The organism is Sediminibacillus sp. JSM 1682029 (assembly GCF_041366435.1).
GTDB classification, from domain to species: domain Bacteria; phylum Bacillota; class Bacilli; order Bacillales; family Amphibacillaceae; genus Sediminibacillus; species Sediminibacillus terrae.
This window is the reverse complement of the sequence record NZ_JBEWYY010000002.1, coordinates 222354-238052: the sequence shown is the minus strand read 5'-3', so window position 1 is coordinate 238052 and position 15699 is coordinate 222354. Positions and strand designations below refer to the sequence as shown.

General features: G+C 43.0%; 19 protein-coding genes. 15 read left to right on the top strand and 4 right to left on the bottom strand.

What is annotated here, in order from left to right:
- Nucleotides 1-63: 63 nt before the first annotated feature.
- Nucleotides 64-204 carry a sporulation histidine kinase inhibitor Sda gene (gene sda, locus ABVF09_RS05075; RefSeq protein WP_026569877.1) on the bottom strand — a complete coding sequence of 47 codons (141 nt, stop codon included), beginning with the start codon at nt 202-204 and terminating at the stop codon, nt 64-66.
- A gap of 396 nt (nt 205-600) precedes the next feature.
- Between sda and ABVF09_RS05070 the strand changes: the two genes are divergently transcribed.
- From ABVF09_RS05070 to ABVF09_RS05035, 8 genes are read left to right on the top strand one after another with little or no spacing between them, the layout of a single operon-like run.
- Entirely contained in the window at nt 601-1116 is a 516-nt protein-coding gene (locus tag ABVF09_RS05070; protein WP_026771140.1) for a YqeG family HAD IIIA-type phosphatase, read from the top strand.
- Nucleotides 1117-1120: 4 nt separating this feature from the next.
- The gene (gene yqeH, locus ABVF09_RS05065) at nt 1121-2221 is read left to right on the top strand and encodes a ribosome biogenesis GTPase YqeH (RefSeq protein WP_371068719.1); all 1101 of its coding nucleotides are present in this window, start codon (nt 1121-1123) and stop codon (nt 2219-2221) included.
- Nucleotides 2222-2231: 10 nt separating this feature from the next.
- Nucleotides 2232-3071 (top strand): shikimate dehydrogenase, encoded by an 840-nt coding sequence (gene aroE, locus ABVF09_RS05060; protein ID WP_371068718.1) that lies wholly within the window; start codon nt 2232-2234, stop codon nt 3069-3071.
- 1 nt (nt 3072) lies between these two features.
- On the top strand, nt 3073-3363 hold the full coding sequence (gene yhbY / locus ABVF09_RS05055; protein ID WP_026569880.1) for a ribosome assembly RNA-binding protein YhbY: 291 nt from the start codon (nt 3073-3075) through the stop codon (nt 3361-3363).
- Between the two features lie 11 nt (nt 3364-3374).
- Nucleotides 3375-3944 carry a nicotinate-nucleotide adenylyltransferase gene (locus ABVF09_RS05050; RefSeq protein WP_371068717.1) on the top strand — a complete coding sequence of 190 codons (570 nt, stop codon included), beginning with the start codon at nt 3375-3377 and terminating at the stop codon, nt 3942-3944.
- Nucleotides 3931-4524: a bis(5'-nucleosyl)-tetraphosphatase (symmetrical) YqeK gene (gene yqeK, locus ABVF09_RS05045; protein WP_026569882.1), complete on the top strand. Its 594-nt coding sequence runs from the start codon at nt 3931-3933 to the stop codon at nt 4522-4524. The genes ABVF09_RS05050 and yqeK overlap by 14 nt, the downstream gene beginning before the upstream one ends.
- Nucleotides 4517-4864 carry a ribosome silencing factor gene (gene rsfS / locus ABVF09_RS05040; RefSeq protein WP_026569883.1) on the top strand — a complete coding sequence of 116 codons (348 nt, stop codon included), beginning with the start codon at nt 4517-4519 and terminating at the stop codon, nt 4862-4864. Before yqeK ends, rsfS begins: the two co-directional genes overlap by 8 nt.
- Nucleotides 4864-5619 (top strand): class I SAM-dependent DNA methyltransferase, encoded by a 756-nt coding sequence (locus ABVF09_RS05035; protein WP_371068716.1) that lies wholly within the window; start codon nt 4864-4866, stop codon nt 5617-5619. Before rsfS ends, ABVF09_RS05035 begins: the two co-directional genes overlap by 1 nt.
- 604 nt (nt 5620-6223) lie before the next feature.
- Here ABVF09_RS05035 and comER read toward each other — a convergent pair.
- Complete coding sequence (comER, locus tag ABVF09_RS05030; RefSeq protein ID WP_026771142.1) at nt 6224-7048, bottom strand: late competence protein ComER; 825 nt, start codon at nt 7046-7048, stop codon at nt 6224-6226.
- Nucleotides 7049-7135: 87 nt separating this feature from the next.
- On the opposite strand from comER, the gene ABVF09_RS05025 reads away from it, so the two are divergent.
- The 3 genes from ABVF09_RS05025 (at nt 7136) to ABVF09_RS05015 (ending at nt 10697) form a co-directional block, all read left to right on the top strand.
- Entirely contained in the window at nt 7136-7750 is a 615-nt protein-coding gene (locus ABVF09_RS05025) for a helix-hairpin-helix domain-containing protein (protein WP_371068715.1), read from the top strand.
- 64 nt (nt 7751-7814) lie between these two features.
- Nucleotides 7815-8378 (top strand): ComE operon protein 2, encoded by a 564-nt coding sequence (locus ABVF09_RS05020; protein WP_371068714.1) that lies wholly within the window; start codon nt 7815-7817, stop codon nt 8376-8378.
- A gap of 30 nt (nt 8379-8408) precedes the next feature.
- A complete protein-coding gene (locus ABVF09_RS05015; protein ID WP_371068713.1) occupies nt 8409-10697 on the top strand; it encodes a DNA internalization-related competence protein ComEC/Rec2 in 2289 nt (762 codons plus the stop codon).
- A gap of 113 nt (nt 10698-10810) precedes the next feature.
- On the opposite strand, the gene ABVF09_RS05010 is transcribed toward ABVF09_RS05015, so the two are convergent.
- Nucleotides 10811-10945, bottom strand: a complete 135-nt coding sequence (locus ABVF09_RS05010; protein ID WP_026569888.1) for a YqzM family protein — start codon at nt 10943-10945, stop codon at nt 10811-10813.
- 322 nt (nt 10946-11267) lie between these two features.
- Between ABVF09_RS05010 and holA the strand changes: the two genes are divergently transcribed.
- Nucleotides 11268-12320: a DNA polymerase III subunit delta gene (holA, locus tag ABVF09_RS05005; RefSeq protein ID WP_371068712.1), complete on the top strand. Its 1053-nt coding sequence runs from the start codon at nt 11268-11270 to the stop codon at nt 12318-12320.
- 176 nt (nt 12321-12496) lie between these two features.
- Here the strand turns inward: holA and rpsT are convergent, their stop codons facing one another.
- Nucleotides 12497-12763, bottom strand: a complete 267-nt coding sequence (gene rpsT, locus ABVF09_RS05000) for a 30S ribosomal protein S20 (protein ID WP_026569890.1) — start codon at nt 12761-12763, stop codon at nt 12497-12499.
- A 166-nt stretch (nt 12764-12929) separates the two neighbouring features.
- Between rpsT and gpr the strand changes: the two genes are divergently transcribed.
- From gpr to ABVF09_RS04985, 3 genes are all read left to right on the top strand, one after another.
- The gene (gpr, locus tag ABVF09_RS04995; protein WP_026569891.1) at nt 12930-14030 is read left to right on the top strand and encodes a GPR endopeptidase; all 1101 of its coding nucleotides are present in this window, start codon (nt 12930-12932) and stop codon (nt 14028-14030) included.
- Nucleotides 14031-14118: 88 nt separating this feature from the next.
- On the top strand, nt 14119-15324 hold the full coding sequence (spoIIP, locus tag ABVF09_RS04990; RefSeq protein ID WP_153464617.1) for a stage II sporulation protein P: 1206 nt from the start codon (nt 14119-14121) through the stop codon (nt 15322-15324).
- Nucleotides 15325-15335: 11 nt separating this feature from the next.
- Nucleotides 15336-15656 (top strand): DUF3679 domain-containing protein, encoded by a 321-nt coding sequence (locus ABVF09_RS04985; RefSeq protein WP_026569892.1) that lies wholly within the window; start codon nt 15336-15338, stop codon nt 15654-15656.
- Nucleotides 15657-15699: the final 43 nt, after the last annotated feature.

Genomic DNA, 15699 nt, shown 5'->3' with positions numbered 1-15699 from the left:
CATGACAAGAGTTTGACAATTTTCAGTAAATCATCCATTTAACTCAAACAGAAAACGGAAGCATCAGCTGGAGTATTTAATTTCGTGAGTTAGCGATCTTCTTTGAATTTCCGCTTCTATTAAATGAATGAATTCATTGCTCAAATTCAGTTCATTCGCTTTGTGATAGGATTCTATTAACAATTCGTCCGATAAATGTTCCATAAGGCTGCTCCTCCTGTATTGGAAGTTTCCCATCAATACATTTTTAAGGAATGAATGTCTGTCTTGAAGTTATTAATACTTTACCATGAAAGAAGGGGTTGGACAAGTTGTAAGTTATTAACAATTGGTTGTATATAACTTGTTAATAAACTGTTTATTTCGGACGAATAATTTGATTTGACGGGAAAAGTAATGTTGATAAAGTTATCCACAGAGTGAATTGTGGTGGAATTTGTCGAAAGAAAGATTCATTTTTGCTGAAATCAGCCATATATGACAAGATGGAAAAAGAAATGAATGCTTGGAAAATTTCTTTTGAATCATGGAGGTAAAATGTATATCATGAGTAAGGAGTGCGGAGAACGGTTATACATAAAATGAGGTGACTAGCAGTTGATTTTAAAGAGATTTTTGCCAAACGAACATGTGAAAAGCGTTTTTGAAATCCATCCGGAAGATTTAAAAGCCCGAGGAATAAAAGGTATCATAACAGATCTTGACAATACATTGGTGGCTTGGGATGTGGCCATGGCCACACCAGAAATCATCGCTTGGTTCAAACTGATGGAAAAACATGAAATCAAAATTACAATCATTTCAAATAATAAAGAAGAAAGAGTAAAATTATTTTCAGAACCATTAAATACGCCGTTCGTTTATGGTGCGAGGAAACCACTGGGGCAAGCCTTCAAAAAAGCCACTAAACAGATGGAGTTGGACAGGGATCAAATCGTTGTTGTCGGAGATCAGATTATGACGGATGTTCTGGGCGGCAACAGTGCCGGTTTTTATACTATTCTTGTAGTGCCTATTGTTCAAACAGATGGTAAATTGACAAAGATCAACCGAAAAATTGAAAGACGGATTTTAAGTTGGATGAGAAAAAAAGGGATGATTACTTGGGAGGAATAGTGAGATGGAAGAGATAATCTGCCAAGGGTGCGGAGCATATATTCAAACAGAAAAGGAAGAGAAGCCAGGTTTCGCGCCTAAATCGGCTTTGGAAAAAGATGTAGTGATTTGCAAGCGGTGCTTCAGACTAAAACATTATAATGAAGTACAGGATGTATCGCTGACAGATGATGATTTTTTGAAAATGATCAGCGAAATCCGTAATACGGATGCGCTAATCGTGCAGGTGGTCGACATTTTCGACTTCAATGGCAGCTTCATCAGCAGTCTGCAGCGGCTTACCGGAAACAACCCGATACTGCTTGCTGGAAATAAAGTGGACTTGCTTCCGAAATCTACAAATAAAAATAAATTAAAGCAATGGCTTCAGCATTCCGCGAAAGAGGAGGGGCTTCCGGTTAAGGATGTCCTGTTGATTTCAGCTGAAAAAGGAATCGGTTTTGATGGACTGGAAGCTGCAATCGAAACATACCGGGAAGGGAAGGATGTATATATCGTCGGCAGCACCAATGTAGGGAAATCCACACTGATCAACAAGTTGATCAATCGTAGCAGTGGAATCAGCGATGCTATTACCACTTCTTATTTCCCTGGTACTACACTAGGTTTCATTGATATTCCGCTGGATGATGATAGTTCCTTGTATGATACGCCAGGTGTCATTAACAGAAAACAGATGGCCCACTATTTATCCGATGAAGATGTCAAAGCAATCACGCCTGGAAAAGAAATAAAACCACGTGTCTTTCAATTGAATGAACAGCAGACCCTTTATTTTGGCGGTCTTGCCCGTTTTGATTTCAATAAGGGAGGAAGAAAATCTTTTGTCTGTTATTTTGCGAATCAATTGAACATCCATCGTACCAAATTGGATAATGCAGACAATCTTTACCAGCGTCATGTCGGTGAGTTATTGTCGCCGCCTGGTGAAGAATCGATCGACTTACTCCCGCCCTTGGAGAAGAAAACGATGAAAATAACAGAAGGGAAAACGGATGTAGTATTTCCTGGGTTGGGCTGGATCACGATTCCGGAAGGGGAAGTAACAGTTACAGTATACAGCCCGAAAGGCGTAACAATTTCAGTCCGTCCTTCATTGATATAGGAGGAGAACAATGGGATATAAGCTAGGATTGATCGGCTACCCGGTTCAGCATTCATTGTCACCGTTCATTCATCAAAAATTTATGGAAAACACCAACATCCAAGGGTCTTACCAGCTTTTCGAGACAGAGCCGGACCAACTGGAGAAACGCGTGAAACTGTTGAAAAAAGAGGGGATCTCCGGTTTTAATGTGACGGTTCCCCATAAACAAACAGTCATGTCCTTGCTGGATGAGGTGGATCAAGATGCTCTCAGAATCGGAGCGGTAAACACTGTGGTCAATGAAAACGGCAGGTTGAAGGGATATAACACCGATGGCAGCGGCTATGTGCGCTCCCTTGAGGAAGCATGGCCAGACGTGTTTCAAAAGGAGAAGAAGGCTCTTATACTGGGGGCAGGAGGCGCCGCGCGCGGCATTTACCGTGCCCTTTCCAAACAGGGATTACAAGAAATCAGTATTGCGAACAGAACCAAGTCCAAAGCAGAGGGCCTGCTCGATTTGCGGAATATACATACAAAGACAGAAATCCTTTCGTATGCCGAAGCGGAAACGGTGCTCGATAACTTTGACTTGATTGTACAGACTACTTCTGTCGGGATGTCTCCTGACCAAAATGAACAGATCATCTCATTAAATAAATTAAAGCCACATACAGTGGTTAGTGATATCGTTTATAAGCCATTGACTACCAAACTGCTTAGACAAGCTGCAGACTTGGGGGCCAGAACGCACCATGGACATGCCATGCTGCTTTATCAAGCACAATATGCTTTTGAAATTTGGACGGGAATCCATCCGCAAATGGAAACTCTGGTCGCTCAACTAGAACAAAGATTGCGAGGAAATTGATATGTTAACAGGAAAACAAAAACGTTATTTACGATCCCAGGCGCATCATTTAAATCCCATTTTTCAGGTTGGCAAAACAGGTGTCAACGAGAATATGATAACCCAGGTGGGTGAAGCATTGGAGAAGCGGGAGTTGATTAAAGTCAGTATCCTGCAAAATTGCATGGAAGATAAAGGCGAGGTTGCCGAGGAGCTTGCAGAAGGTGCCAATGCAGAAATCGTACAAATAATCGGAAACATTATCGTGCTGTACAAGGAATCAGAAGAGAATAAACAAATTGTACTGCCTTAAAGGAGTTTGTTATGAAAAGGATTGGTTTGTTGGGCGGCACATTTGACCCGCCTCACTTGGGCCATTTGTTGATTGCCGAGGAAGTGTACCATGCATTGCAGCTTGATGAGGTTTGGTTCATTCCTTCTAATTTGCCGCCGCATAAGCAACATTCTGGAACAAACGCATCGGTTCGTTTAGAGATGGTCGAGAGCGCTATAGAGGACAATCCTCATTTTCGTGTCGAGCCAATTGAATTAGAGCGGGAAGGGAAGTCCTATACGATTGACACCATAAGGTTATTGCGGGAACGCGAGCCTGACACGGATTTTTATTTCATCATAGGAGCCGATATGGTGGAATACTTGCCTAAGTGGCACCAAATCCAGGAGTTGGCAGATATGGTACACTTTGTAGGAGTGAAACGTTCTGACTACCGACTCGATACTGTCTATCCAGTTATGGAAGTCGAAATCCCCGGCATAGATGTTTCTTCTACTTTAATAAGAGACAGGACTTCGTCAAATCATTCTGTGAAGTATTTGGTGCCTGATAAAGTAATTAACAAAATAAAGGAGCATCGATTATATGGAGCGCAGTGAAGCACTGGCCATCGTTGAGCCGCATCTGACAAAAGCACGGTTCGAGCATACTGTCCGGGTAACGGATACCGCTTTGGAATTGGCGGACAAATATGGGGGTAAATTAAAAACGGTGGAGCTTGCAGCGATTTTTCATGATTACGCCAAATACCGTGACCGAGAGGAAATGCGCGGCTGGATTATCCATGAACCCCTGCCGAAGGACTTGTTGGAATACCATCATGAATTGTGGCATGGACCAGTCGGTGCTTTGCTTGTCCAGCGTGAAGTCGGCATCCAAGATAACGATGTCTTGAGTCCGATTCGCTGGCATACGACAGGCAAAGCTGGCATGAATCATCTGGAAAAACTGGTCTTTTTGGCCGATTATATGGAACCTGGACGCGATTTTCCCGGTGTCGATGAGGTACGAAAAGCGGCCGAGGAAAATTTAGACTACGCCTGCTGGATGGTTTCCAAAAATACCATTCGTTATTTAATGAGCAAAAATCAACGGATTTATCCCGATACTTTTCACGCATACAACGATTTAACCAAGGTGATGGAGGATAATAAATGGAGGGAAGCAATCAATGGATAGTAAACAATTAGCACAATTAGCTGCAAAAGCATGCGAGGATAAGAGAGGCGAAGATATCGTCTTATTGGATATGAAGGATGTCTCGCTTATCGCCGACTACTTCCTCATCTGTGAGGGAAGCAATGAACGACAGGTTCAGGCTATCGCCAGGGCAATAAAGGAAACAGCAGAAGAAAAGGAACTAACCGTGAAGCGATTGGAAGGGTTCGAGCAGGCAAGGTGGATCCTGGTCGATTTGGAAGATGTAGTCTGCCATATATTCCATAAGGAAGAAAGAAGCTATTATAATTTGGAGCGTTTATGGGGAGACGCACCATTAGTAGAAACAGGAATTAACTGATGTCCTATGCACGGCTTGCGTTGGTATATGACTTGCTGATGGAAGATGCTCCATATGATGAGTGGACTTCCTTTGCCGAAAAGATGTTTGCTCGCTATGCCAAATCCGTGACCACTGTTGCTGATTTAGGCTGCGGTACCGGACAAATCACCAGACGTTTAGCCAATTCTGGCTACCAAATGGCAGGTATCGATAACTCGGAAGAAATGCTTGCTTATGCTAGACGGGCGGTCGAAGAAACGGGTGAGCAAGTCCAGTGGTACCATGCGGACTTGACAGAAATGAATGGTTTTCCTCAATTTGATGCAGCTGTCAGTTTTTGTGATGTGATCAATTATATGACGGACGAACACTCTCTACGCAAAGCGTTTGCCAATGTGAATCGCATGTTAGTCCAGGGAGGATTGTTTCTCTTTGATATCCACTCGGTTGAGCATATCGAGAATGATTTGAAGGGCGAGACATTCGCTGAAATATATGACGATATTTCGTATGTATGGCTTTGTCAGGCAGGCGAAAATGAAGGAGAAGTTTTCCACGATTTGACTTTCTTTATTCAAGAAGAAGATCAGCGATATCAACGTTTTGATGAGCAGCATCACCAACGGACTTTTCCAGTTATTAAATACAGTGAACTGCTGAAAGATACAGGGTTTATTATCCGGGGAATTTACGGGGATTTTTCTGATGAGCTGCTTGAGGATTCGCCGGCAGAACGGATTTTCTTTGTGTGTGAGAAAAAGGAGGATATTTGATCCCTTCTTGGCTTGTAGAAGAACCTTAAGTTTTTCTACAAGCTTTTGTTTTTTCTGCTGATGTTTTTCTGAGGAGTCTTTATGCGCGATAAATAGAAATAGCACAATAACTGTAATGGGAAGTTCCATTGCCTATTCAAAAAACGTGTTACCCACCGCTTCGACAGCATACTTCGCTTTCCACGGGCACGGCCTCAGCTAACTTGGTAAAGAAAAGCCCTTTACCAAGTGGATCTTCAGCTCGTGCTGTTCCCGCAGGAGTCTGCATATGCTCCCTGCGCTAAGGAGCAGGCTGATTAAAGAAAGCGTAGATTTTTTCCTTGAGAACCAACAAGCCATCTTAAAAACGTTTGTCTGGAAGTAGGTATTTCTTTTCATGAAAAACAGCTGGAGTTCCGCCGTTTCTCCTGTTCTTGGACTTTCTGCTTGTTTTCCCAGCCGCCCGCGGAAAGCGCAGGGTATTTCCGCAGCGTCGAACTCCAACTCAACAAAAGTAAGAAGTCAGGAAGACGCATTCAAACTATGTCGTAGTTTATTGAGATGCTCAGCTCGAGGATTTTTTTATTTAATAAAAGGATTTTTGCAAAATTTGTTGAATCTATTATTAACCCTCTAGCATCTGATAACTAATTTTTTCAATGTCCTCGTAATACTTTGCATGTGTCCTGCTGATTAAACTGCTAAATAAACGGCCGGCTTCTCCTTCGAGTGCCTTGATTCCTTCTCCCGTAACGCCTCCTTTGACGCATACCTTTTCAATGAGCCCAGGTAGGCTGTAATGCCCTTGCTCCAACAATTTTCCATAACCGATCAGCATATTTTCCATTAAACTTGTCGCTTCCCGCTTGGTGATGTTGGTATCACGGCAGGCAGCTTCGATGAATTCCTGTGCCAAGTAACTGAAGAAGGCAGGACCGCAAGAAACGATGTCGGATGCTATGCGAGTCACTTTTTCATCAATGACCTGCGGATTGGAAAATAGCTTGCTGCTTTGGAGTAGGTATCCCTTCATTTCTTTTGTCACCGTTTCGCCAAAGCTGAACAACGTTGTCCCGCAAAGAGTGCGATTCGTGATACTTGGAATCATCCGGGCGACCTGACAGGGTACTAGTTGTTCCAATCGCTGGACGGAATATGGACTTGTAATCGATATAAGGCATTGTTCACTGGCAAGTCCGCCGTGAATTTCGGTAATAAGCGAATAAATTTCCGTCGGTCTTGCACAAATGAAAAGGATATCGACAGCGGTTGTAAGTTCATTTTTGTCCTCCAAGACATGAATATCAGGGTAAACCGCTTGTATAGCATGGGCTTTGCTGATGGTTCGGTTGGTTATAAAAAGCTGATCCGGATCGATAACACGGGATGACATCCATGCTTCGATAAGGATTTGCCCCATATTTCCCGTCCCAATAACTCCCCATTTCATTTCATCAACTCCCTGCGTGTTTTACCAATCTATTGTATGAGCGAATAACCTGTCCTATGAAAACCTTGTTAACAAGGAGGAAAAAAGATGAAAATAGTGACAAAACATATCCGGATCATTTTAATACTTGTCGGTATAGGCATTCTGACTGCTATTTACTTTCTTGGTGTACCATTGACAGCCGAAGAAGGAAACGCTCTATCCTTACCAGAGGAAGTGAAGGACGCTTCCGGAACGCAAACAGAAAAAAATGAAGACCAATCAAATCAGAACAAGAAAGAGGAAGTATATGTAGATATTAAAGGAGAAGTGAAACATCCGGGTGTTTATCCTTTATCTGCTGACAAAAGGGTAAAAGATGCCATTGAATTGGCAGGAGGGTTTCTTGAAAAAGCAGATACGGATTCGGTAAATTTAGCGCAGAAAGTGCAGGACGAACAAGTGATCATGGTTCCTGCCCAAGGCGAACAAAATGAAAAATCCGCTGATGAAACGGAACAGGGGAACAGCAAGATTCCAGTGAACACTGCGGACGCAGAAGAATTGACAAAACTGCCGGGAATCGGCCCATCCAAGGCAGACGCGATTATTCAGTATCGGGATGAAAATGGCGGTTATCAGCAAAAAGAGGATCTGCTTGATGTAGGGGGAATAGGAGAGAAGACTCTGGAAAAAATCGCTCCCTCTATCCAAGTCCCATAGAGTATTGACGAGAAATAATGCTGGGGTTAAACTAAATGAAACTGTGGTTAAGGTGGTAATCAATTTGGAAAGAATATCATGGAATCAATATTTTATGGCACAAAGCCATCTGCTTGCATTGCGCAGTACTTGCCAGCGTCTAATGGTGGGGGCCACCATTGTCCGAGATAAACGCATCATTGCGGGGGGCTACAATGGAAGTGTGTCTGGCAGTGTTCATTGCATTGATGAAGGCTGTTATGTGATTGACGGCCACTGTGTACGGACCGTCCATGCGGAAATAAATGCGCTCTTGCAATGTGCGAAGTTTGGAGTCGCCACAGAGGGAGCAGAGCTCTATGTCACCCATTTTCCTTGTCTCCAATGCTGCAAATCGATTATCCAGAGCGGAATCTGCAAGGTCTATTATGCTGAGGATTATAAGAATCATCCTTATGCTATAGAACTTTTCCATGACGCGGGAGTACAAACGGAAAAAGTGAAGCTGGAAGAGGTTGCAGTAGATATCCACGTACAGGAGAAAAAGCAATACGTGAATCAATTGTTGGACAAGCTGGAAGAAGCAGGAAGAGATGAACGCGAACTCACTGCCATTAAGCAGGAAGCAGAGCAGTTATTCCGTGTATAATCTTATTAACGAAGTTTGGAAGAGAGAGCGGTGAAGGGGAACTGGCATCTAATAGCTTTGGCAATGCTGGCGAGTTCCTTTCCCGTTTTCCTTCATAAATCCATCGTTGTATTCTTTTTCCTCCTCTGGATCACCATGCTCTATCTACTCAATCGATTGACCGGCAGGCAACTGTTGCTGGTTATCTCCTCACTCGTCCTGTTTAGTGGATGGATAGTTTTCACTCATGAACTTTCTCCTTCTCCTGATTCTGATCCCGACATCATTCAAGGCAAAATCATCGGTTCTATTCAAAAAAGTCCTGAAAAAACGGTGTTCACTGTCAAAGATACATCAAGCGGGCTCAAGACCTTGGTCACTTACTTTAACAACCAGGACAAAAACGGAAATAGCGGGCCGCCTTTCGAACAGCTGCGAAGGGGTGCGGACTGTCGTATAAAAGGTCGATTCGAACTTCCCCCGCAGGCTACCAATCCAGGTGAGTTTGATTATCGGGAATATTTGAAATCGAAGGACATTTCCTATCAATTGATTCTCTCTTCTACAGACAACATCGATTGTAAAGGCTCCTCTTATCTGCATTACGTCGATCAAATTCGATCCTCGGTTCTTCGTTATAATAATTCCCATTTAAGTCCCTTTTCCGCATCTTGGCTCAATGCGCTTTTAATCGGAGATGATACGCAGCTTCCGGAAGAGCAATCAGACAGGTTTCAAAGGTGGGGGATCAGTCATCTGCTAGCGATTTCGGGATTGCATGTTGGTTTGCTGATGGCTATTTTTTATCATCTTGCTGTAAAAACCGGATGGTGGACGATAGAAAAAATTCAATCTGGCTTGATCGCTATTCTGCCTATTTATGCTATTTTGGCCGGTGAATCCCCCTCCGTTTGGCGTGCATGTTTATTGGCCGTCCTGTTGATTGTCTGTAAAAAGTTAAAATGCAGCCTCTCCCTCACGGATTGTCTCAGTCTTATTTTTATCGGGTTAATGGCAGGGAATCCTCGACTCATCATGCAAACAGGGTTTCAATTCTCCTATCTCATTACCTTTGGCTTACTCCTCTCCAAAAAGTTTTTTTCCAAATCGTTTTCCTTCCTTTACATCAGCTTGTCAGTAAGCCTCATAGCCCAGCTTACAATCCTGCCCATCCAACTGGACACCTTTTATTTTTTTCAGCCGCTATCCATCATATTAAATCTGTTTGTCGTACCTTACTTCACTCTATTTGTCATGCCCTGTCTACTGACTCTTCAATTTTCTGTTCTAGTGATAGCCCCTCTTTCCGCTTACCTCGATAGTGTGTTTTTCAGCATTCATCGCTCGATGTTATTGTTGTTAGGAAAACTTGACCGACTTATTGATTTTTCATGGGTTATTGGTGATTTTCCTGTCGTCATGTATTTTCCATACTTTATATTTCTGATTATGTTTATGGCAAAAGTGACTGCTGAAAGGCGGTTTCAGGCATTGCTATACGGTTCGTCATTGGTAGCTTTGCTAGTAACGATATCGCTCGCCCCATTTTTTAATCCTAATGGAAAAGTGACCATGCTGGACGTCGGGCAAGGAGATTGTTTTGTCATAGAGCTTCCTCATCGTAAAGGAGTGATACTGATCGATGCTGCCGGCGCAACCTCGGCCGATTTTCATTCATCGACAGACAAAGTTTATAAACAAATAATCAAGCCATATCTGTACTACAGGGGTATTACAACCATCGATGGACTATTTTTGTCTCACGGTGACATGGATCATGACGGAAGTGCTCCTTATTTGCTCCATGATATGGAAGTGAAAAAATTGATTACGAGTCCTTATTATCAATTTGATCATCAACTGACAGACGAATTGGAAAAAAGGGGGACGCGTGTCGTTCAATTAAATGCCGGCCAGTCCATTACGGTCGGCGGACAAACGTTATTTATTCTGTCCCCGACGCGTGATAGCGGGAATCCTAATGACAATTCATTGGTATTGTTTTCAAAAATTGGAGGGAAACGCTGGTTATTTACAGGAGACGTTGGAAAAGAAGCGGAAAAGGCTGTAACCGATGCTTATCCGTACTTGCGTATCGATGTATTGAAAGTAGCTCATCACGGAAGTAAAACCTCCACTTCGAAAGAAATTCTCCAACAGACAACACCCAAAGCCGCCTTGATATCTGTGGGTAAATCAAATCGTTACGGCCACCCTCACCAGGAAGTGCTTGAAAAGTTGAGGCATTTTGATACTTCCGCCATGCGGACAGATCGGCAGGGTGCAGTGTGGTACTCTTTTTTCGGCCAAGATGGAACATTTTATTCTTTTCTTCCATAGAATGATCATGTAGTCGGAAGCAATCCATTACCAAAAAGAATCAGAACATGGACATTAACAATTAAAAAAAGAGACTGCGTCATACAGTCTCTTTCCTTGCGTACCATACTTATTCAGGATCCGATCACTTTTGCGAAGACACCAATGAAGAAAATGATGAAAAAGAAAAGGAATGAGAAAATAAATCCTTTACCAGAATCAATCACATCATTATTTTTGGATTGGACATCTCTTTCAAATTCGTTCACATTAACCCCTCCTATAACAATTTTAGTATAAGACATTCCCGTCAAAAAATCCACATTTGATTGTAATTTAACTTGTTTATATGTACTTACCTTTGTTAGCAAGACTTAACACCCATATATAAAGATAAACTGGTCAATCTATACCCAAGAGCAAAATGTCGCAGGCATAGCATTTTCCCGGGGTTGTTATGCCTGCGTTGATATAGATTGCTTTTTCTTGAGGAGGAGACAGTTCGCTCTGTTTCCTCCTTTCTGTCATGAACCGGCTTGCAAGGAAGACGTTTTCGTTTTACGATTGTCTTACAAGGATGGAGTGAACAGAATGAATTATTTTGAGGTTTTAAAGGAAATTAAGAGTAAGCATTTTTCTCCAATATATTTATTATATGGTACTGAATCTTATTTAATGCAGGATATCCGTCAGCAGCTGCTGTTGCATGCACTGTCGGAGGAAGAAAGGGAAACGGGTATCACTACATATGATTTAACGGAAACATCCATCCAGGAAGTGATCGAGGATGCGGAGACTTACCCGTTTTTAAGTGAACGGAAAGTGATCATTGCAAATAATGCGGTTTTTTTAAAAGCAAAACCTGACAAGGTGGCTGTCGAGCATAGTCTTGATGCACTTCAAGCATATCTGGCTGCACCAGCGGAATATACTGTGCTTCTGATTACAGCACCATATGAAAAGCTCGATGAACGGAAGAAAGTGACGAAATCGTTAAAGCAACAAAGCGCCTTCATTGAATGTCAGCCGGTGAAGGAATGGGAGCTCCCGAAATGGATTGAGAGTTTGGCGAAGAGTGCGGGAGTGGGAATCGATGAAGAAGCTTTTGATATTATCGGGCAGGAAGTGGGAACCAATTTGCTCATGCTGAAGCAGGAAATCGATAAACTTGCACTTTATGCAGGGGGAAAAGGAAGGATAACGAAGGAAATCACCGAGCAGCTCATTGCCCACAATGCCACGACCTCTGGATTAAAGCTGGTAGATGCAGTCATTGAAAAGGATTTAAGTAAAGCTGTTCATATTTATAAGGATTTGGAAAAAGCGAACGAAGATGCAATAGCTTTGCTGGCATTACTGGCTTCCCAATTCAGAACGGTCATGCATGTAAAGGTGCTGCAGAAAAAAGGATATTCACAAAAGCAAATGGCCCAGCAGCTGAAGGTACATCCATATGTGGTGAAGATGTCACAAAAACGTGAGAAAAGCTTCACCCTTGATGAGTTGCAGCAAATCATTAATCTATTTACGGAAACGGATGCAAAAATCAAGCAGGGCAAAATGGATAAAGCCCTTTCTTTTGAACTGCTTCTTTATCAATTGATCCATCATCGGCAAACCAGAATGGCCAATACCAATAGATAGCAAAAGAGGGACTGAAGGAAGCAATCCAACTTCCGCCAGTCCCTCTTTCCAGCTATTGAATTGATCAAAACCCAGTTGGCATATAAGTTCTTCGATGCCGATCAACTCTGGTTTAAGAAAATAAAAAACGATCCTGCGTCAGGATCGTTCGTGTTGGTCATAAAATCAGCAGCCCATTAAGCACTAAGTTCATTGACTATTTTTGCAAGACGGGCTTTTTGGCGGTTGCCTTTGTTTTTGTGTACGATACCTTTTTGAACAGCTTTGTCAATTTTATGAGTTGCTTTTCGAAGCGCTGTTTGCGCATTTTCGACATCATTGCTATTAACAAAGTTTTCTACACGCTTAATCTGTGTACGCATATCCGTCTTGAAAGATTGATTGCGCAAGTGGTGATCGTTATTGGTGCGGACACGTTTGATTGCAGATTTAATATTAGCCATTTAGTTTCACCTCCATAGAAAACATCACTGAAATGTTAATTTGGAACAAAAGCCATTTTACCAAAGCGCATGCCGCTTTTCAATAGCTATCTTCCAGTATAAACGATATTCCGTATGATTAACAGCAAAATCGGCAACCCTAAACATTAAAAAGGGAGGCCCCATCATGAATAAGGAAGAACAAAAGAAATACCAAGTAAGAACCGATTTAGCAGTTGAAGCAAAAGACATGTATGTAGAAAAAGAAAAAACGGATGACAGCAGCATAAAAGGTGTTACCACAAAGGAAAGACAGGAAGGTGACATCACAGTAACCTATGTGCAGATAGATGAAACGGGGGCAAAAGCGCTCGACAAAAAAGCGGGAAGCTATGTGACGATTCATTCGGAGGCTGTAAAAAAACAGGATACCAAGAGCCAGGAGCAGACCGCGAAAGTATTAGCCAAAGAAATGGGAGAGCTGATCAAGCAGAGTAAGCTTCCTAAGGAAGCCACTTGCCTTGTAGTGGGACTTGGCAATTGGAATATTACCCCGGACGCACTCGGACCGATGACCGTTGAAAAAGTCATGGTTACCAGCCATTTGTTTAACCTGCATCCAGAATATGTAGAAGACGGCTATCGGCCGGTATCCGCGATGACCCCTGGGGTGATGGGCGTGACGGGGATTGAAACGAGTGATATTATTTTTGGATTGATCAAGCAGGTGGAACCCGACTTCGTGATAGCAGTTGATGCTCTTGCTTCCAGATCTGTGGAGAGGGTGAATGCCACCATACAAATTTCTGATTCGGGTATTCATCCAGGATCGGGAGTCGGGAATAAACGAAAAGAAATTAGTGAGGATTCCCTTGGAATTCCTGTAATTGCTATAGGGGTGCCGACTGTCGTCGATGCTGTGACAATAACCAGCGACACAATCGATTTCCTTCTGAAGCATTTTGGGAGAGAGTTCAAGGAAAAGGATAAGCCTTCAAAGGCTTTGACACCTGCCGGGATGTCTTTCGGTGAACGGCAGCTTACAGAAGAAGACTTGCCGGGCGAGGAACAAAGAAAAGCGGTACTAGGCATGGTGGGTGGTTTATCAGAGGAAGAAAAGCGCTCGCTCATCAAAGAAGTCTTGACCCCGTTAGGGCATAATCTGATGGTGACTCCAAAAGAGGTTGACGGTTATATGGAGGATATGGCCCATATTATTGCGTCAGGCCTCAATGCTGCCCTGCATGAAAATATCAATGTCGAAAACTTCGGTTCCTATACCCGCTGATCATAATCCATAAATTCGATGTTCTACTCTTTCTTGTCTGTTCATAGATTCTACTAAAGATGATAGAAAAGACAGGAAGGATGGAACCATGAAAAAGCAGACTAAAAAAACCACTATTCACGAATTCGTGCACAAAACGAAGCCCTGGTATAGAAATGGAAGTGTACTCATTCTCAGCATAGCGGCATTGTTTATTTTTATAGGGGTCCTGACGACGATTCAACCTGCCTATCGGTTATCCTCCAGTACAATCAATGAATGGACAAGACAGATTAAAGGTTCTTCGTTCCTCTATCTGGTAGGTATGGAAAACAGGGCATTCGAGAGTGCGTATCCGGATGACTATCAACCACTCCATACATCGGATGTGGCTTTCAGGCTGACCACGAGTTTAAAACCGGAAGACCCTCGCAGTCTGCTCGGAAAGGAGCTTCCAGGATTCCAGCAGTTTGATCGGGAAATATTGGTTGCGGGTGAAGGGACAAACTATACCAATCTTACAGTTGAATCTTCTGCCCCTCTCGATGTGGTTTTGAAGGAAAGAGAGGCTTCTCTTCCAGAGGAACAGGATAAAGAAACAGAGGAAAACGAAGGGGAAAAAGAGGAAGAAGATTCTTCCAGTCAGCCGACTACAGGCGACAGGAAAGTAGTGTTTATTTATAACACCCACAATCGGGAATCCTTTTTGCCGCACTTGCCTGGGGTAGATAACCCGGATGAGGCATTTCATGCTGAAGTCAACATCACCAAAGTGAGCGATGAATTGAAAAAACGCTTAGAAGAGCACGGGGTCGGAACACAAGTTGATCATACAGATAACACAGGCGAACTTCAGGAAAAGGGCTGGGATTATACAGCCGATTCTTATCGGGCCTCAAAGCCGGTGGTAGAAGCTGCGCTCGCCGGCAATAAAGATCTGCAATTTGTCTTCGATCTGCACCGGGATTCCATGGGAAGAGATGTCACGACCAAACAAATCGACGGGAAAGATTTTGCAAAAATAATGTTTGTGTTAGGCAGTGAAAACAAACATTTCGAAAAGAATTTACAACTCGCCAACAAACTACATCATTTAATGGAAGAAAAGTACCCGGGCCTTAGCCGAGGTGTCGAGAAGTATGGCGGACCGGGAAGGAACGGTGTGTACAACCAAGATGTTTCCGAAAATGCATTGACTATTGAATTTGGCGGCGTCGACAATAACATGGATGAACTGTATCGTTCGGCCGCGGCTTTGGCAGAAGTATTCAGTGACTATTATTGGGATGCAGAGAAGGTTCAGGGAAATCCTTAGGAGGTCGGCCAATGGCGAAGGTGATGTTTAGTTTATTGATAATGGTGCTGCTATTCCTTGGAGGGATACTTACAGGGATCAACCAGGTATCAGAAGGGACGGATCGTCCAACGTCTGTCGTCGAGCTAGTTTCAGGAAAAGATGAAAAAGCACCTTTGATAACGGTCAAAGAGCCGGAAACGGAGTCAGTCCTGGCCGCAGACAGAGACTATGAACCAGTTGAGGAAACCCATTTTACACAGAAGCTGGCCGCTGCTCTAGGGAGTTTTCTGAGCTGGCTCTACAATCAATTGATTGTCGCTATTTACCAACTGGTACAAGTGTTTTTCTGATAAAAAAGGATGATTAATTATGTCTAGTGGAAGTGTCAGCAGG